Genomic DNA, 19,244 nt, shown 5'->3' with positions numbered 1-19,244 from the left:
GGGTTTTATTTTGGCTGTTAATCACCCTCATAGCAGCCCGGAAACGCCGGTTTTCAGCCCATTCAGATTACTGTTCAAGTGATGAGAAACCAATCCGCTACGTTGGTTTACATATCTAAAACTTCGCCATTTCCCCTTAATTTCAAACTGAAAGCCAAAATCCCGTGCTAAAATGTGCAGTGGTTTTTGCAGGGACTGATTTATGCACTTTGTTCATCTTGGTATTCATACTGAATTTTCGATTACAGAATCTATCGTACGTATACCTGATTTAGTCAAAGCCGCAGCCAGTGAAGAAATGCCTGCCCTGGCCATCACCGACCTGTCCAACCTGCATGCCGCCGTCAAATTCTATGGCAAATGTCTGGGCAAAGGCATCAAGCCGATCATGGGTTCGGAAATCCGCCTGAATGATGCCGAACATCGCATGACCTTACTGGCCATGAACAATCATGGCTGGCGTAATCTGACCGAAATCGTGTCGCGCGGTTTTATTGAAGGCCAGCAGCTGGATATTCCCTGCGTACAGAAAGACTGGGTCTTGGAGCAGCATGACGATTTAATCGCCCTGCTCGGCATTCACTCCGATGTCGGTAAAATGCTCTGTACCTCTAACCCGCAAAAAGCCGAACCTTTAGTTGAAGAATGGATTGCCAAGTTTGGAAACCGGGTTTATCTGGCCCTGACCCGCACCAATCGCCCGAATGAAGAAGACTTCATTTATGAAGCGGTACAGCTGGCGAAAAAATATAATATTGGCGTGGTGGCACATAATGATGTGCACTTCATCAGCCGTGAAGATTTTGAAGCGCATGAAGCGCGCGTCTGTATTGCCGATGGTTATGTTTTGGGCGATAGCCGCCGACCAAAAAACTACAGCCCGGAGCAGTATTTTAAAACCGCTGCAGAAATGACCGAGCTGTTTGCCGACATTCCGTCTGCCATTGAAAACACCTATCACATTGCCAAGCGCTGTAATGTGACGCTGCAACTGGGCAAATACTTCCTGCCGGATTACCCGATTCCGGAAGGCCATACCATTGAAACCTTCTTTGCGCATTTATCCAAGGAAGGTCTGGAAGAGCGCCTGAACCATCTTTATCCGGTAGCGCAGCGCGATGAAGACTGGCCTGAAATCCGCAAACCGTATGATGAGCGGATTGAATACGAAATTAATATTATTAACTCGATGGGATTCCCGGGTTACTTTCTGATCGTGATGGACTTCATTCAGTGGTCGAAGAATAACGGCGTGCCGGTCGGTCCGGGTCGTGGTTCGGGTGCCGGCTCGCTGGTAGCGTACAGTTTAAAAATTACCGATCTGGATCCGCTGCGCTATGAACTGCTGTTCGAACGTTTCCTGAACCCGGAACGTGTCTCGATGCCCGACTTTGACGTCGACTTCTGTATTGCCGGCCGTGACCGCGTGATTGACTACGTGGCCCGTACCTATGGCCGTGATGCGGTATCACAGATTGCCACCTTCGGTACCATGGCGGCTAAAGGTGCGATTCGTGACGTGGCCCGAGTTTTGGGTAAATCTTATGGTCTGGCCGACCGTATTTCCAAAATGATTCCGACCAAACCTTTGGGTCTGAGTCTGGAAGAATCGCTGGCGGCTGAACCGCAGTTAAAAGATATTGTCACCAATCCGGGTAACCCGGACTATGACGATGCTTCTGAAATCTGGGAAATGGCATTAAAGCTCGAAGGCATTACCCGAAATACCGGTAAACACGCCGGTGGTGTGGTCATTGCACCGACCAAAATTACCGACTTCTCTGCGGTACTGTGCGATGCCGATGGCACCGGCCGGGTGGCCCAATACGATAAAGATGACGTTGAAGCCGCTGGTCTGGTCAAGTTCGACTTCCTGGGGCTGCGTAACCTGACCGTAATTGAAGATGCGGTGCAGAATATTAATAAACGGGTTAAACCCGAGGTCCCGCTGGATATTGCCCATATTCCGCTGGATGACAAAGATGCCTATTTGGTCTTTGCCAATGCTAATACTACTGCGGTATTCCAGTTTGAATCCGTGGGCATGAAAAAGATGCTGAAAGAAGCACGCCCGAGTAAATTTGAAGAAATTATTGCTTTCGTATCTTTGTATCGTCCGGGTCCAATGGACCTGATTCCGGACTTTATTCATCGTATGCATGGCGGTGAATTTGAATACCTGCATCCGCTGCTCGAAGGCGTACTGGAGCCAACTTACGGGATTATGGTGTATCAGGAGCAGGTGATGCAGGCCGCACAGTACTGTGCCGGCTATACGCTTGGTGGTGCAGACTTGCTGCGCCGTGCCATGGGTAAGAAAAAACCCGAAGAAATGGTCAAGCAGCGTAAAATCTTTATTGAAGGTGCGGCCCAAAAAGATATTGATGAAGCCACCGCCAACCATATTTTCGACTATATGGAAAAATTCGCCGGCTATGGTTTTAACAAATCACACGCCGCTGCCTATGCGTTAGTGGCCTACCAGACCGCCTGGCTCAAAGCCCATTACCCGGCCGAGTTCCTGGCTGCCGTCATGTCCTCGGAAATGCAGAATACCGATAACGTGGTGTTCCTGATTGATGACTGCCGCCACAATGGTCTGGAAGTATTACCACCGTCGGTGAATATGTCGCTGTATCATTTCCATGCCACCGATGACAAAACCATTGTGTATGGTTTAGGCGCAATTAAAGGCGTGGGTGAACAGGCCATGCAATCGGTGATTGATTCGCGTATCCAGCAAGGACCATATAAAGACCTGTTTGATTTCTGTCACCGGATTGACCTGAAAAAAATCAATAAACGCACCTTAGAGGCCCTGATTCGTGCCGGTGCGCTAGACTGTTTAGGCATTGAACGTTCCAGCCTGATGGTGCAGTTACCGGAAGCGGTGCAAGCTGCAGAACAGGCCCGTTCTAACCGTGAAACCGGGATTATGGACCTGTTTGGTGAAGTCGAAGAAGTGCAGCGCAAACCGGCCAAACCGGTTAAACCGTGGTCCGATGAAGTCCGCTTAAAAGGTGAAAAAGATACTTTAGGCCTGTACCTGACCGGCCACCCGATTGATGTATACCGGGCTGAGCTGAAATCCTTTATTCCGGCGCGAATTAATGAACTGAGTCCGACCCGCCGTGGGGTCACCACAGTCTTTGCCGGACTGGTGCTGGATGTGGCCAACTTCCCGAACCGGGTGGTGGTGACCTTAGATGATGGCACCGCACGAATTGAAGTATCAGCCAATCACGAGCGTTTCCAGCGCTTTAAAGACATCATCCAGGTTGAAAAAGTGGTGGTGATTGAAGGCGAAATTTATGAGCGCGAAGGTTTTGACCGTCCAATGGGGCGTCTGACCAAAGCCTTTAGCCTGAATGAAATCCGTCAGAAACGGGCTAACAGTATCAAGATTACGCTATCTGCCGAACATGACAGTAAAACGCTGAGTCGTGATGTACAGCAGATTTTGATGCCATATACCAATATTGATATGAGCACGCATATTCCTGTGATTCTGTATGTAGATTATGGTTATGCCACTGCTGAACTGCATTTAGGCGTGCAATGGAAAGTCGCGCCAATGGATGAACTGCTGATCAAGCTACGTGATTATTTTGGTAAAGATGCTCTGCATATCGAATATCAGGTGAAATCTAAAGCCGCCCAAGCGGTGGCGCATGAGCCCAAGCCTGCCCACGTTCCGGCACCTCCAGCGGACATGAGCATGGATGATGCGCTCGATTTATATCAGGCCGAAATGGGTCAATATTCTTAATTTAAAATTTTCTTTATTCTGGACCTTGTATGAGTCAAGTCGACAATGCTGCCTTGTCAGCACATCTCTCCCATGTGCGTATTGTCATGGTCAATACCACTCTGCCCGCCAATATCGGCAGCGCCTTACGCGCCATGAAAACCATGGGCCTGTCCAAACTGGTGCTGGTCGCACCGAAGACCTATCCGCATCCGGATATTGACGCACTGGCGGCCGGTGCCACCGATCTGATTGAACAGATTGAAATTGTCGACACCCTGGAACAGGCCATTCAGGACTGTCATCTGGTGTTTGGTACCAGTGCGCGCAGCCGCACCATTCCCTGGCCGCTGCTGGATGTCCGCCCGGCTGCGGAAAAAGCCATGCAGGCCGTCACGGCATCGCATCAGGAAATTGCGGTGATTTTTGGCCGTGAAGATCGTGGTCTGACCAATGAAGAACTGGCCCTAGCCAATTACCATGTCACCATTCCGGTGAATAGCGATTACGGCGTGTTAAACGTGGCCCAGGCCATTCAGATTATCTGTTATGAAATGCGGATGGCAGCCATGGCCCGGGTAGAACAGCAGCCAGACCCTAAAGCCACCATGCAGGTTCTTGATGGCATTGAAATGGAATGGGATGAGCCTCTGGTGACCCATGCCCAGATGGAACAGTTCTATCCGCATATTGAAAAAATGCTGGCCGAGATTGAATTTATGGATCCGAAAAATCCAAGATTATTACCTTTGCGCTTGCGTCGGCTTTTTGGACGTATACAATTAGATCGTATGGAATATCACTTATTACGTGGCATTTTTAGTCGCGTACAGGCATTGAATAACGGTTCATGGAAAAAATCATCAACAACATCGACACAGGACGAGGATCAAGATAATGCTTAAACAGCTCAAAGAAGATATACAAGCTGTCTTTGCGCGCGATCCTGCTGCACGCAATACCTTGGAAGTCTTAACTACCTATCCCGGCATTCATGCCCTGATCATGCATCGGGTTGCACATGAACTCTGGAACAAAGACTGCAAGGGTTCGGCGCGCCTGCTGTCTTCATTTAGCCGCTTTGCCACCGGTATTGAAATTCATCCGGGCGCAAAAATTGGTCGCCGTTTCTTTATTGACCACGGTATGGGTGTGGTGATTGGTGAAACAGCCGAAATTGGCGATGATGTGACCCTGTATCATGGCGTGACCCTTGGGGGGACCACCTGGAACAAAGGCAAACGTCACCCGACTTTAGAAGATGGCGTGATTGTTGGTGCTGGCGCGAAAATTCTCGGGCCATTTACCGTGGGTAAAAATGCCAAAGTCGGTTCCAATGCAGTGGTGACCAAAGCGGTACCGGCCAATACCACCGCGGTCGGCAATCCGGCGCGTTTTATTACCAAAGATCAGCCGAAAGATGAAGCCGAAGCACGCCGCCGTGACTATGCCGAAAGCATCGGTTTCCAGCCGTATGCGGCTACCCAGGATCAGTCTGATCCGATTCTAGACGGTATGCGGGTCTTGCTCGACCGTATTCAGCACAATGAAAAACGCATGAATACCTTATGTCAGCGTCTGTCTTTACTCGACCCAAGTTTTAAAAAGCAGCAGCAAAACGAACAGCCATTTAGTGCTGAAGAATTAAAAATTATTGAAGATGTGCGCCGTGAATGTGAAGCACAAAGCAGTCAGTCCAAAGCTTAACAACACGGTAACAGCAAACTTCTTGCCTTCTCTTGCATGTTCGTCACAGATTTTTTAGACTGACGAACATGCTCAGCCATTTTAAAATAAATTAACGGATGAATATTATGACGCTTAAGCCTTTGGCATTTGCTCTGATTGCGACCACTTTAGTTTCAGCCTGTTCCACTGCACCAAAACAACAAAACCCAGCCAATGCACCAATTGTGTTTACCGAGCCTGATCTGACCCCTCCATTTTATGCTTTAAATCCGTTTAATTATGATGCACCTCCTCCATTTGAACTGAACCTGCAACAGGCTGCGGCCCAGCCAGTGACTAAAATGGAAGTAACTGCCCCGGATAATCCATCGAAAAAAATTACTTTAGACACCAACCGTCTGATTATTCCTACCATCAACAACAACCAGCGCAGCTTGAAGTTTGCGGTGCTGGCCGGTGAAAATGAAATTGACATCACCGAAATTGATGACTTTTTACAGATGGTCGAAGGTAAAGCACGTCACTATCCACCACGTTTTACTGACCGTCAGGAACGCCGCGGTTTTGAAGCTAAACTCAAAGAAGTCACCCAACAACTGGACAGCCTGGCGGTACAGGAAAATGCCTCTTTTGATGTGCTGATTCGTGCCTTTAAAGCCAGCGTAATGGCACGTAACCTGGACTTAGGTTCAATTTATACCACCCGTTCTCTGGCTTATGCGCAGCGCATCCTGAAAATTAACAAGGAAGATGCCGAAGCCAATTTCTGGTTTGGTTTTGCCCTGTCTGAAGGTGGCGGTCATCGTGAAGCAATTTCTTATTTAGATAAAGCCATGAAAGCCGGCGTACAGGAAGCCTATCTGGCTGCTGCCAACAACTACATTGCTTTAGAGCAAAAGAAAAATGCGGTACAGACCTTGAAAAACTATAAGATCAAGTATCCGCAAGAAGCAGCTGTGGCAGACCGTTTAATTACTGAAATTGAAAAACAGGGCCGCTGGAATGTCTGGCAAATCATGACACCGAAGGCTTAAGCCCGGTGCAAGAAAAAATAGGTCATGTTAGATGGCCTATTTTTTTGTCAATTGAAAAAACCAAGAAATTCAGTATGATTAAAAAAAACTTATAAAATACGATGCGAATTCACATGACCACTATGACGTATAAGATGATGCTGGCCACCGCGCTCAGCAGTTCCATTCTCGTTGGCTGCCAAACGGTCAGTGTTAAACAGCAAGCATTAAATGTCAGCATTGCCAACGAACGGGAAAGTATTTTATCTCGTGACCGCTTGAGCGAGGCCAGCCTCAATGTCTTGTCCATGACTGGCCGTGAAGCGCAAATCTGTACCGAAAACCCGAAACAGTGTATTGATGAACTGAAGCAGATTCCGGAAATTCTGGATGAACAGCTGCTGTCTACTGCCAGCGAAGTCTATCTGGCCAAAGCCATGCAACTGGCCGATTCCTCCAATTGTAAAATCGGAATTTTAAGCAAACACCAGTCTGAAGAAAAACAGCAATTACAGCAGCAGAACTATCAAAAATGCCTCGACCAGCAGCTGTTTATGCTGGATAAAAGTATCCGTTATAGCTATGCCTATATGTTCAAAACCGAACGGGCACCACAAGACCGGATTTTTGACAACCGTCAGGTACAAATCCGCGACTTTTATAATCAGGCCATTGCCAAACTGGTGTCCAGCTATACCCTGCGCCATCAGCCGGATGTGGTGGCCAGCCAGATTCAGGTCGGTGAAAACACCTATCATATTGACTTCAATTATTTTCCGACCTTAAAACAGCAAAAAATCGAGCAGTTAAGAGCCACCTATGACCTGAACTTTTCAGGTTTACGTTCCATTACCCGTCGTGATGGTTTTGGCTCGGAATTTCTGGTCATTCTGCCGGAGCAGCGCGCAGATCAGCCAGAGAAAGCCCGTTATATTATTGATCCTTTAAGCCATCGTTATCCAAACAATCAGAATCCGAATATCCATCAGGCCCGTTATCTGGCGGCAACCCTGGTGGCTGAACCGCAGCAGTTTGGCAATGTAGAGGATATCCTGAACAAGGATTTTCGCCTGCGCGCCTATGATCCCTATAAATATGAACAGGCCCGCATTGCCAATAAAAACTATCCGCTGGCGGCTAATTTTTCTGCGCCTTATGGACTGTGGCTGGCGGAAAATAATCTGCTGAAATCGGCTTATCTGTCACTGATTGACCGTGATGACAAGCTGACCATGCCGCATTTATATTTTCTGGAACCATATAATCCGAATAAAAAAGTGCTGGTTTTGGTGCATGGTCTGGCCAGTAGTCCGGAAGCCTGGATTCGCTTAACCAACGATATTATGGGTGATCCAGTGTTACGCGAGCATTATCAGGTCTGGCAGGTGTTTTATTCGACCAATATGCCAATTATTGAAAGCCGTTTCCAGATTCATGCTCTATTGACCCAAGCCTTCCAGCAGGTCAATCCCAAAGCCGCGGCGAAAAAAGATGCGGTGCTGGTCGGCCACAGTATGGGCGGGATTATTGCCCGACTCCTGGTCAGTGATGCCGATGTGTCCAAAGAAGCCCTGTCGATGATGAGTGGCCGACAACTGGCCAAATACCGCCGTATTCCCGTGATTCAGCAGCGCCTGATTATGCAGGATATTCCTAACTTTAACCGAGCAATTTTCTTGGCCGCTCCGCACCGCGGCACCGAATATGCCGATCGCTGGTTTACCAAAGTGGCGCGTAAAATTATCCGTTTACCGGGGGCATTTTTAAATGCGGCCACCGATTCATTGTTAAATGAAGACCCGAGCCTGAAAGATCTGGTCAATGAACTAGATAAAGGCCTGATTCAAAATGGCCCGAGCGATTTAAGCCATCAATCCAAATTTATTGCCTTAACTCAAGATATTCAGCCACGTAAAGGACTGAAATATCATAGTATTATGGGCAATACCAGTCAGAGTAACGACCCTGCTCTCATCACCGATGATATTGTGGCCTATGAAAGTGCGCATCTGAAACAGGCCCAGTCTGAAAAAATTATTACCGGCGGCCACTCGATTCAGGAAACCCCGGAGGCGGTATTAGAACTGCGCCGGATTTTACGCTTACATTTGCAGGAGCTGGGTTTATATAAACCTTAACCTGCCAATAAAAAACCGAAGCCTTCAACCGCTTCGGTTTTTTATCTCTGGAAGATGGCTACATATTGCCACATATTAAAGTGTGGCAGGAGGCAAACCGGCATAAGCCTACAGCAACAGCTGCTTTAATTCGTCATCGTCATATTCACGCGGATTATAATACGGCGAATCACAAATCATCCGGGCAATGTCCGCCGGGGCGTGTTCCGGTAACCCTAAGTCTTTTAAAGCCAGAGGAATCTGCAGGCGCTGGTTTAATTGATAGATAAAACGGCCCAGCTCCTCCCGACTGTCAACACCCAGTGCAGCGGCCAGTTGATCCATCGCCTGTACATCGGCATGGCGGTTATAGTGCACCGAATAGGCCAGCATAATCGCGTGGGTTTGCGCATGAGGCAGGTTAAAGGTGCCCCCTAGGCTATGACAGATTTTATGGTGAATCGCCATACCGACCGAACCCAGACAAATCCCAGCCAGCCACGCGCCATAGCTGACCTGTTCACGCAGTTGAATATCGTTCGGATGCTGTACCAGTTCCGGTAAAGCGGTGGCCAGACAGCGAATCGCCTCCAGCGCCATCAGGCTAATCACCGGATTTTTATTTTCTGCATACAAGGCCTCCACCGCATGGGCCATCGCATTCATGCCCGAACAGGCAGAAATCTCTGCCGGCAGATTCAGGCTAAGCGCTGGATCATAAATCACGATTTTCGGTAACACCTGTGCAGCTTTGCCGGTGGTTTTCAGCTGATTTTCCGTAATACCATATACTGGGGTCATTTCACTGCCCGCATAGGTGGTCGGAATTGCTACAATCGGCAGATGGGTGTTCAGAGCAATCGCTTTGGCTAAACCAATAGCCGAACCGCCACCCAAAGCCAGACAGCAATCCACCTGCAATTCTTGTGCTGCCTGAATCGCCTGCCGTGCCACCTCTGCCGGCACGTGCATTACCGCATGAGCATAAACCGTAACGGTCAAATCACCAAGTTGCCGGGCCAGCTGCTCAGCGGCCTTCTGCTGGCCGGGCGTGGCAATCAGCAGAATCTTGTGATAACCGGCCTGCTTGAGAATATCCTGCGTGCGCTTGGCTTCCCCCGCACCAAAATACACCTGTACTGGCAAAGCCTGATAATAGAATTTGGGCATCATGGGCTCATCTTCATGTTGTTCTTTACCCCAGTATAGAGTGCCTCTCCTGCTGCTTCGAGCGCATTGCTGCAACGCTGCTTTCCATATTTCCTGGTCTTCTCTGCTGCAATCTTCATCAGCTGTATTGCTCGCTTAATTTTCTCCGCCATAAGCTGCTCAGTTTCAGCACAGATTTTCCAGAATCGGTTTTTTCCGCCTAGCTAAATTTGTTAAGATGAAGCGCTTGTTGGGTCGTCAACAGCATCGACGTGCAGGATTTAAACACGATGTTTTATCTGCTCCAGCTGGCCCAAATGACATCCACGCGGTGAAAGCCATTCCAACACCCATGCGTTAATTGAAGGAACTGAATGTACATGAACATGCAAGAAATTGTGGCTGACTTATCTTCGCATACCCCGATGATGCAACAATATTTAAAAGTGAAGATGCAACATCCACATTCTTTAATGTTTTATCGAATGGGTGATTTCTACGAATTATTTTTTGATGATGCGCACAAGGCGGCCAAACTGTTAGGCATTACCCTGACCCATCGCGGTAAGGCCAATGGCCAGCCAATTCCGATGGCCGGCGTGCCCTATCATTCTGCCGAAGGTTATCTGGCGCGACTAGTCAAAAAAGGCGAAACCGTGGTGATCTGCGAGCAAATTGGAGAGGTAACTGGCAAAGGCCCGGTCGAGCGTGGCGTAGTACGGATTATTACCCCCGGCACACTCACCGACGATGCCCTGCTCAACAGCTATCAATCTTCCAATCTGGTCGCGCTCTGTTTACAGCAGAACCAGATCGGGATTGCACTGCTAGATTTAAGTGCCGGTATTTTCAAGGTCCAGCAGCAGGAGTATCAACCGGAACAGCTGGCGATTGAACTGTCGCGTCTCATGCCAAGCGAAATTGTGGTCGATGAAGATATTGTCGATCCGAATATCATCGAGTCTGTTAAAAAACAGCTGGATTGCCCGGTTACCAAACGTCCAAATGTCGATTTTAACCTGAATAATGCCCAGAAAACCCTGTGTGACCAGCTAGGCGTAGCTACCCTATCTGGCTTTGGGATTGATCATTTGCCTTTGGCCAAAGCCGCCGCCGCCGCCTTGATTCACTATGCCAAAGAAACCCAAAGAACGGCGTTGCCGCATATCCGCTCGATTCAGCTGGAACAAAGTAGCGATTTTATTGCGCTAGACCCGGTGACCCGGCGTAATCTGGAACTGATTGAACCTTTATTTGAACACGGCACCTCACTGTTTCAGCTGATTAATGACTGCCAGACCGCGATGGGTGGTCGTCTACTTAGCCGCACCTTAATGCAACCGCTACGTGATACCGCACTGCTGGATGCAAGGCTGGATGCGACCGAAGCGATTTTAACTGGTTATCACGATGCACCAATTCGTCTGGTACTGAAAGAAATTAGTGATATTGAACGTGTGCTGAGCCGGGTCGCTTTAGGCAGTGCGCGCCCACGTGATCTGGTGCAGCTGCGTCAGGCCTGTGCCCAGATTCCGTATTTACGTCATGCCGTGCAGCCGATTGTCAGTGCCGGCCAATCCAAATATTTACAACAGCTGAATGAAGAACTGGGCGATTTTCAGGGCCTTTACCAGCGTTTAATGGCGGCCATTGTGGAACAGCCACCGGTGTTGCTGCGTGATGGTAATGTCATTGCCGAAGGCTTTGACAGCGAGCTGGATGAGTTACGTCAAATCCGTGATCATGCCGGCCAGTTCCTGATTGATCTGGAAATTCAGGAGCGTGAACGTACTGGCATCAACACGCTTAAAATTGGCTATAACCGCGTTAGTGGCTACTATATTGAACTGTCCCGTGCGCAGGCTGAACAGGCACCGGAGCATTATATTCGCCGTCAGACCTTAAAAAATGCCGAGCGTTATATCACCCCAGAACTGAAAAGTTTTGAAGACAAAGTATTATCGAGTGAATCACGCGCGCTGGCACGGGAAAAAATGCTGTTTGAAATGCTGCTGGATGAGCTGCGTCAGGACATTGGCAATTTGCAGATGATGAGCAGCGCCATTGCCCAGATTGATGTGCTGGCCAACTTTGCCCATCAGGCCCGCCTGAAAAACTGGACCCGTCCGGAATTCTCACCGGAAATTGGAGTCAAGATTGTCGCCGGCCGTCATCCAGTGGTGGAAGCCTTGAGCAAAACCGCATTTACCCCAAATGACACCACACTGGATTTTAACCATCGTATGGCAATTATTACCGGGCCGAATATGGGCGGTAAATCGACCTTTATGCGCCAGACCGCACTAATTGCCCTGCTTGGCTATTGTGGCAGTTATGTGCCGGCTCAAGCTGCGGTGCTAGGTCCGATTGACCGGATTTTCACCCGGATTGGTTCGGCCGATGACCTGTCTACCGGTAAATCAACCTTTATGGTGGAAATGACCGAAACCTCGCAGATTCTGCATCATGCCACCAATCAGTCACTGGTGCTGATGGATGAAGTTGGTCGTGGTACCAGTACCTATGATGGCCTATCCTTGGCCTGGGCCTGTGTGCTGGATTTAACCAAACGGATTAAATGCTTATGCCTGTTTGCCACGCATTATTTCGAACTGACCGAGCTGGGCAAAGAATCGGGTATTGATAATTATCATGTTACGGCCAAAGAACTCAATGGCAACCTGATTTTACTGCATAAAGTCCAGCAGGGTCCGGCCAGCCAGAGTCATGGTTTGCAGGTGGCCAAACTGGCCGGTATTCCTGCCAATGTGATTAAAGAAGCACAAAATCGCCTGAAGATTCTGGAAAAGCAGTCACATCAGTCGGTACAAAAATCGGTCCAGCATGATTTATTCAGTGAACCGGTGGTAGAAACTGAAGTGATTGAACGGATTGTCGAAGTTGAAAAACCATCACTGGCCCTCGAAGCCTTACGCCAACTGGATGTCGATAATCTCACCCCACGTCAGGCTCTAGAGCAATTGTATGCCCTGAAAGAGCAGCTAAACGCCTGATTCAAGACTTGAATTTCATATATGGAAAGGCTCTCATTTGAGAGTCTTTTTCATTTATAAGTTTTTTTGATGGTTTTATAGCACTTTTATCAAATTTAGTAGCACTGTCTATATCAAATATCAGTAAAAGCAATTGTTAGTTCACATCATTTTTGCCTAAAATACAGCTTAGTTAGTAGAACCATATTTTTAGGTAGCTGTCGCCATGACATTTGTTGTCACTGAAAACTGTATTAAATGTAAATATCAAGACTGTGTAGAAGTATGCCCTGTAGATTGTTTCTATGAAGGTCCAAACTTCCTGGTGATTAACCCGGATGAATGTATTGACTGCGCACTGTGTGAACCTGAGTGTCCAGCCAATGCGATTTTCTCGGAAGATGAACTACCAGAAGGTCAGGAAGTATTTATCGAGCTGAATGCTGAACTGGCAGAAAAATGGCCAAATATCACGCAAATTGGTGAACAGCCTGCTGACCGTGAAGAATGGAATGGCAAGCCGGACAAATTACAATACTTAGAAAAGTAATTTTAAAAAGATCAGCAAAAGCTGATCTTTTTTTATACCTAAAACACACATTTGATTGCAATATTTTCAATTTTTACCGAAGCTTTTAGATTAGAATGCTTAGGATTTTAGTAAACGTTTGATTTGCATAATGACGCAATTTCTCAAGGCGGTGCTCTCGCTCAGCATCGTGCCCCTGATCATGCTCGGATGTACAACCACACCGCAGAAAGGGAAAACGATTCATTCGCCTGATGGAAAACGGATTTATATCCCACAAGAAAAAATCAGCTATGAACGCAAGGTCGCACCAAAAGTGGTGCCCTATGCCTATAACAGCTGGATTGCCGTGACCGATAACCTGCGCCAGGTCCGCGAATATGAAAAATTCCTGAACGCAGAAGGCGTCGGTAATATTATTCCAAGTTTTGAATTACTGCGCACCGCACGTGACTGGCAAAAATGTGGCCGCTCGCAATACATGGTGCCCAACCGCGAATTATGGCGCAATCAGATTCCAACCTTAAAAGTCTTTAAATATCTGGTTGCCTCCAAAGTCCTGACCGATTTTGAAGTCACTTCAGTCTATCGCGATTTACCGCTGAACCAGTGCGCCGGTGGTGCCAGTTCCTCACGGCATTTATATAATTCCGCTATTGATTTCCGGATTGGGCCGGAATTTCCACAGCCGCAAGATTATGCCTTTATTGAAAATACCAAGTTCAGACTGTGCCAGTTCTGGACCCAGTATGGTCAAAGCCTGAATATGGGCTTGGGACTGTATGCTTCAGGGCAAATCCATATTGATACGCAGGGCTATCGTACCTGGGGACCGGATTTAAGCCGCTATTCGTCAATGTGCTATTACGAATAAATCCGGATCTGAATACGGAGGTGCTGCGGCACCTCTTTTTATGTCTATTAATTCTGCAACTCTCCCGATAAAAATTGCACTCTAGGGGGAAAAGTTTAAAATGCATGCATTGCAACAAAGGTGCCCCCGACTATGAAACAAATGTGGACCGACCTCGACCACTACATCGAAACACATTTAATTCCTGAAGATCCGATTCTGACCCAAACCTTAAAACATACCAATGATCGGGGTTATCCGGATCACCTTGCTGTTGCGCCCAACCAGGGCATGTTGTTACAGATGTTAATTCAGATGAACGGCTGTAAACGTATTCTGGAACTTGGTACCTTTGCTGCCTATAGCACCATGTGGCTGGCGCGTGCCTTGCCGGAAGATGGCTATATTCTGACTATTGAAGGTCGTGATGCACACGCCGCCGTGGCACAGGAAAATATTGATCAGGCCAAGCTGAAACAGACTATTGATTTGCGTGTGGGCCGCGCCGCCGATATTTTAAAAAGCCTGCCAGCTGATACTGCCCCGTTTGACTTTATTTTTATTGATGCCGATAAACAGAGCTATCCGGAATATCTGGAACTGAGCCTGAATCTGTCACGCTCCGGCACCTTAATTTTTCTGGACAATGTAATTCGCGCCGGTGACATCATTAATCCGGACAATCACAAGCCCAGCATTGAAGGCATTCGCGAGATGTTTAAGCTGATGCAGGAGCATCCACGTTTATTGTCCTCAACTGCCTTGCAAACGGTAGGCAGCAAAGGACATGATGGCTTTGCCTTGGCCATCGTTAAATAAGGCCCAAACAGAACAAAAAACACACAAAATAATATTTATTTTATTTTTTATAAACTTACATATACTGTCCATATAGTTATCCACAATAAATGCGGATAACCTTGGACAGTAATTCATCAGATGCGTGTAAGATATTTGGGCTTTATTTCACCACCAGTAACGGCACATTGGAATTCCGGAAAATGGTGGTGGTAATACTGCCTAAGAAAAACTGATGGATTTTGCTGTGGCTAAAGGCCCCAAGCAAAATTAGCTGAATACCATGTTCACGCTGATAATCCAGAATATTCTCCGCCACATCTCCATAACGATATTCCACCACCACATCTAAACCAGCGGCTTTTAAATACTGGGTCGGTTCATTTAATATTTCCGGATGATCACCCACATACAGCAAATGACATTGCAGCAGACGCAGCAAATCACTTTGGGTGATGCGCTTCATGATTTTTAAGCAGGTTGGTGAATATTCATAAGCGAAAATAAAACGGGTTGGCGGCTTAAACTGCTCGCCCACGGTCATAACGGCACAATTGGCCCCGCGGATAAAGTTTTCGACGTTACTGCCCAGGGCTTTATTGCGTTCGGCGGAACGCTCCCCAACCCGGCCGATGACCGCAATATCATCTTCTTGCAAGACATTAAAACTTTGTTCAAGAAAATCGCCTTTTTCCTGAATCTGGGTCGGCACGATATTATATTTTTGCTGCACCATCTCGGAAATATGACGCAGCAGATTATTGCTATATTCCAGCGCAATGTCGCTCTGCTTCTGTTCCAGCTCGGCCAGTTCCTTCAATAACATGGCATTGCTTTCAAAACCAATGACCCCGCTAATTTCACCTAAGTGATAACTGGCCGGATAATAGTCCAGCACCTGTAACAGCACCAGTTCCCGCTGGGTCTGCTTGGCTATCCACGCTGCGGCTTCCGCGAGTGCATTGATACAGGGTGAAGAATCAATACAGGCAATTACTCGTTTCATTGTCGCCTCTCTTGTTGCCTGTCTGCCAGGCTTTCGTTTTAATTGTTATCTAAAACTTAGCATAAGTCCTCAGCGGATGACATGACAAAATGTAAATAAAACACAGACATTTGAAGATAGAGAGCTATGTATGAGATTAATCACGATAACGAATCAAACGTGCCGGATTCCCTGCCACAATGGCCCGGCTTTCAATATCTTTGGTGACCATGCTGTGCATGCCGACAACCGCATGGGCACCAATTTTAATACCATCCTTAACGCCGACATGAGCACCCAGCCAGACATCGCGTTCAATTTCGATGCCCTGCGAACGCACCGGCTGCTGGTAAATCGGCTGAGCCAAATCCATGCCATGATCAAAGGCATATAAATGGCAATAGGCGGCAATACGCACCTGATCGTGAATCTTAATGCCGACCCGACCACCATCTAGAATACTATGATGATTAATCGCCACTTCACTGCCAATATGCAGCGGACCATGCAAGGTACAATCTGCAGCAATAAAAGTATTATCCCCAATAATAATTTTACGTCCCGGTTCGGCAAAAATATGCGCCAGCGGTGAAATAAAGCAGTTCTCGCCAATTTCTACCGTTTCCATCTCCATCAAATAGGCCTGATAGTCTTTTTGCCAGGCTTCGGCCCAGACCCGGTTTTTCGGTTTCAGCGACCAGTACAGCCACGGCATATAATTCAGCCGATGTTTATGCTGTTCCCGATATTTCAGCAAAGGATCATGTTCAGTCATCTGCTGGCTCCTCCATGACTTTGAGCTGTTCCCGGCCGCGGGTAACGTCCTGAATTTTTAAGGCCAAAGGCTCAATCTGATGCACCTGTAATAAGGCATTGACCTGCACGCCATCTGCCCCGTACTGTTCCTGAAACTCGATATTCTGGCTATTCAGTTCATATTGAAAAATGGCCCATTCATTAAACTGGCACTGAAACTCGACTTTTTTCTTTTCAATCAGTTCAATTTTTTCTGCCAGCAGCAGGCATTGCCCGGCACAACCGCCATAGGCACGCACTAGGCCACCGGTGCCAAGTTTAATCCCGCCATACCAGCGATTGACCAGCACCAGCACATTGGTCAGCTCATTGCCCTCAATGGTAGCCAGAATAGGTCGGCCGGCAGTGCCAGAAGGTTCACCATCATCATTAAAACGCACCTGATGGCCAATTTTCCATGCCCAGCATTGATGGGTAGTGGTCAGGTCTTTGTTGGCTTCCAGAAAATCTTTAACCGCCTGTTCGTTTTCTACCGGTACGGCAATGGCCTCAAAACGGCTCTTTTTAATATCTTCTTCAAAGCGAACAAGGGAGGCAATGGTAAATGGCATAACACAGCTAAAATGCAATAATCTCTGAAATTATAACGTGTTTTCAGGCAAATTTTGGCAATAAAAAACCTCCCAAACTGGGAGGTTATGTTGAGTTGACGATTAACGCTCGCGTAATGCTTCCTGGGCCTTGTTAAACGGTTTAATCAGATAATCCAGTACGGTTTTAGAACCAGTTTTAATATCGACCGTGGCCACCATTCCGGGGGTAATACTGAACTGCTGGCCAGATTTATTGGTCAGTTTATCGGTATCAGTCCGGATATAGACCCGGTAATAAAACTGGTCCTGCTTGACTTCATCACGGATGGTATCCGGTGAAATCACCGTGACCTTCCCCTTTAAACCGCCATAAATCGAATAATCATAGGCGGTAATTTTGACCAGTGCTTCCTGGTCTGGGCGAATAAATGCAATATCCTGCGGCGAGATACGCGCTTCAATTAATAACTGTTCATCTAAAGGCACAATGGTCATTAACTTGCCATTTTGCGGCACGACCCCGCCAATGGTCATCACATCAATTTCCTTGACCACACCCCGTACCGGCGACTTGAATATTGTGCGGTTCAAAGTGTCGGACTTGCCACGTACCACCTGTTGCTGGGTCTGTACATCGGTACTGGACTTGGACAGCTCTTCACGCGCTTTGACATAATACTGGTTACGAATATCATTCATCTGGTTGCGCAGGTCATTGGCCTCGCGTTTCAGACGCAACACTTCCACCTCACTGGCCGCACCTTTGGCCACCAAGGGTTCGGTCATACGCAATTCCTGCTCGACCAGCACAAGAGCCTGCCGTAAACCGGCCAGCGATTCTTCCAGATTAGCCCGGCGCGAATCGTATAAAGCGGTTTCCTGCTGTACCAGTTTGGGCTCTTTTAACACTTCTTCAGGAAAAACCAGGGGTGTGCCATTTACTTCAGCGCGTAACCGGGCCGAAGTCGCCAAGGAAGATACCAGCAAAGATTCCGATTCCCCCACATTAGAAGCAAACCGGGTCGGGTCCAGCTGGGCCAGCACCTGCCCACGGTTAACAATTTCCCCTTCGCGGACATTCAAGGTGGTGAGAATCCCGCCTTCTAAGGACTGTACCACCTGCTCTTTCGAAGATGGCACCACTTTACCAGTGCCGGTAGATACTTCTTCCAGCTTGAACAGCCAGGCCCAGAGTAGCAAAACTGCCAGTCCAATACAGATAATCCAGATAAACAGACTGGCTTTAGGTAAAGGTGGCTCCAGCTCGGTCACCTGCATTGAACGTTTGTTTAATTGTTCACTCATGACTTCGCTCCTGCCATCTGACGCGGTTGAGATCCAGACTGATTAAGAATCTGGTCTCGTGGCCCGTCCATCACAATTTTCCCATCATTGACCACAATAATCCGGTCCACCAGCTCTAAGACTGCACGGCGATGGGTGGTCACCACCAAAGTCCGGTGCCCAAGCCACATTTTCAAATGATCAATCAACTGTTTCTCGGAGACATCATCAATTGCAGCCGTTGGTTCATCCAGCAATAAAATATTCGGCTGACGCAGCAGCAAACGGGCCAGCAACAAGGCCTGTTTCTGGCCACCAGAGAACCCCACACCACCTTCCAGAATCAGATGGTCCAGCCCTTCTTTCTTTTCCTGCACAAAAGCCAGCGCACCAGTAATTCGAAGTGCCTGCAAAATATCGTCATCATTGGCCAACGGTGCACCCAAGGTCAGGTTTTCCCGCACTGTGCCAAAAAACAGATGTGCATTCTGATTCAAGAGGCCCATATCACGGCGTACATCAGCAGGATCAATCAGACCCAGTTCTACGCCATCGAGTTTAATTTTGCCCTGATTCGGGGTTTGCATGCCGGAAAAAAGCTGCAACAAGGTCACTGCTGTCCCATAGTTTGCTTTAAATAAAAAAACCTGAGTCCTAACAGTTAAAATATGAGTGCAAACAAACACTTTAACGACCAGGATTCAGGTTTTGTCACATCAGAATACCGTATTTCATGA

Annotated in this window: 15 protein-coding genes and 1 pseudogene; 9 read left to right on the top strand and 7 right to left on the bottom strand. The window is 47.7% G+C overall.

Annotated features, from left to right (window positions below; all coding sequences use genetic code 11):
* Positions 1-202: 202 nt before the first annotated feature.
* The 5 genes from dnaE (at position 203) to FTT63_RS06235 (ending at position 8,588) form a co-directional block, all read left to right on the top strand.
* On the top strand, positions 203-3,769 hold the full coding sequence (dnaE, locus tag FTT63_RS06255) for a DNA polymerase III subunit alpha (RefSeq protein ID WP_168407054.1): 3,567 nt from the start codon (positions 203-205) through the stop codon (positions 3,767-3,769).
* Positions 3,770-3,798: 29 nt separating this feature from the next.
* Positions 3,799-4,653 carry an RNA methyltransferase gene (locus tag FTT63_RS06250; protein WP_005178798.1) on the top strand — a complete coding sequence of 285 codons (855 nt, stop codon included), beginning with the start codon at positions 3,799-3,801 and terminating at the stop codon, positions 4,651-4,653.
* A complete protein-coding gene (cysE, locus tag FTT63_RS06245) occupies positions 4,646-5,455 on the top strand; it encodes a serine O-acetyltransferase (protein WP_005178800.1) in 810 nt (269 codons plus the stop codon). Before FTT63_RS06250 ends, cysE begins: the two co-directional genes overlap by 8 nt.
* Positions 5,456-5,562: 107 nt before the next feature.
* Positions 5,563-6,471, top strand: a complete 909-nt coding sequence (locus FTT63_RS06240; protein WP_005178801.1) for an ABUW_2363 family tetratricopeptide repeat lipoprotein — start codon at positions 5,563-5,565, stop codon at positions 6,469-6,471.
* Between the two features lie 113 nt (positions 6,472-6,584).
* Positions 6,585-8,588, top strand: coding sequence for a triacylglycerol lipase (locus tag FTT63_RS06235; RefSeq protein WP_160243026.1), 2,004 nt, complete (start codon positions 6,585-6,587; stop codon positions 8,586-8,588).
* A 108-nt stretch (positions 8,589-8,696) separates the two neighbouring features.
* Here FTT63_RS06235 and FTT63_RS06230 read toward each other — a convergent pair whose 3' ends face one another.
* Positions 8,697-9,737: a maleylacetate reductase gene (locus FTT63_RS06230; protein WP_180192089.1), complete on the bottom strand. Its 1,041-nt coding sequence runs from the start codon at positions 9,735-9,737 to the stop codon at positions 8,697-8,699.
* A complete protein-coding gene (locus FTT63_RS06225) occupies positions 9,737-9,889 on the bottom strand; it encodes a hypothetical protein (RefSeq protein WP_155756624.1) in 153 nt (50 codons plus the stop codon). The genes FTT63_RS06230 and FTT63_RS06225 overlap by 1 nt, the downstream gene beginning before the upstream one ends.
* A gap of 207 nt (positions 9,890-10,096) precedes the next feature.
* On the opposite strand from FTT63_RS06225, the gene mutS reads away from it, so the two are divergent.
* The 4 genes from mutS to FTT63_RS06205 all read left to right on the top strand — a co-directional run bounded on the left by mutS (position 10,097) and on the right by FTT63_RS06205 (position 14,910).
* The gene (gene mutS / locus FTT63_RS06220) at positions 10,097-12,730 is read left to right on the top strand and encodes a DNA mismatch repair protein MutS (protein ID WP_168407052.1); all 2,634 of its coding nucleotides are present in this window, start codon (positions 10,097-10,099) and stop codon (positions 12,728-12,730) included.
* A 205-nt stretch (positions 12,731-12,935) separates the two neighbouring features.
* Entirely contained in the window at positions 12,936-13,259 is a 324-nt protein-coding gene (gene fdxA / locus FTT63_RS06215; protein WP_005178805.1) for a ferredoxin FdxA, read from the top strand.
* 130 nt (positions 13,260-13,389) lie between these two features.
* Complete coding sequence (locus FTT63_RS06210) at positions 13,390-14,112, top strand: D-Ala-D-Ala carboxypeptidase family metallohydrolase (RefSeq protein WP_005178806.1); 723 nt, start codon at positions 13,390-13,392, stop codon at positions 14,110-14,112.
* A 132-nt stretch (positions 14,113-14,244) separates the two neighbouring features.
* A complete protein-coding gene (locus tag FTT63_RS06205; RefSeq protein ID WP_075174379.1) occupies positions 14,245-14,910 on the top strand; it encodes an O-methyltransferase in 666 nt (221 codons plus the stop codon).
* 142 nt (positions 14,911-15,052) lie between these two features.
* On the opposite strand, the gene FTT63_RS06200 is transcribed toward FTT63_RS06205, so the two are convergent.
* The 5 genes and pseudogenes from FTT63_RS06200 to FTT63_RS06180 form a co-directional block, all read right to left on the bottom strand.
* On the bottom strand, positions 15,053-15,895 hold the full coding sequence (locus FTT63_RS06200; protein ID WP_005178808.1) for a universal stress protein: 843 nt from the start codon (positions 15,893-15,895) through the stop codon (positions 15,053-15,055).
* A gap of 136 nt (positions 15,896-16,031) precedes the next feature.
* The gene (locus FTT63_RS06195; RefSeq protein WP_104471028.1) at positions 16,032-16,649 is read right to left on the bottom strand and encodes a DapH/DapD/GlmU-related protein; all 618 of its coding nucleotides are present in this window, start codon (positions 16,647-16,649) and stop codon (positions 16,032-16,034) included.
* Positions 16,642-17,241: a YigZ family protein gene (locus FTT63_RS06190; RefSeq protein ID WP_005178810.1), complete on the bottom strand. Its 600-nt coding sequence runs from the start codon at positions 17,239-17,241 to the stop codon at positions 16,642-16,644. The genes FTT63_RS06195 and FTT63_RS06190 overlap by 8 nt, the downstream gene beginning before the upstream one ends.
* A gap of 102 nt (positions 17,242-17,343) precedes the next feature.
* Complete coding sequence (locus FTT63_RS06185; RefSeq protein WP_168407051.1) at positions 17,344-18,528, bottom strand: HlyD family efflux transporter periplasmic adaptor subunit; 1,185 nt, start codon at positions 18,526-18,528, stop codon at positions 17,344-17,346.
* A pseudogene (locus FTT63_RS06180) lies at positions 18,525-19,118 on the bottom strand (ATP-binding cassette domain-containing protein); the annotation flags it as partial. The gene FTT63_RS06185 and the pseudogene FTT63_RS06180, both read right to left, overlap by 4 nt.
* Between the last annotated feature and the right edge of the window lie 126 nt (positions 19,119-19,244).

The organism is Acinetobacter sp. C15, assembly GCF_013420645.1.
In the GTDB taxonomy this organism is placed as follows: domain Bacteria; phylum Pseudomonadota; class Gammaproteobacteria; order Pseudomonadales; family Moraxellaceae; genus Acinetobacter; species Acinetobacter indicus.
This window is presented reverse-complemented; position numbering and strand designations above follow the sequence as displayed.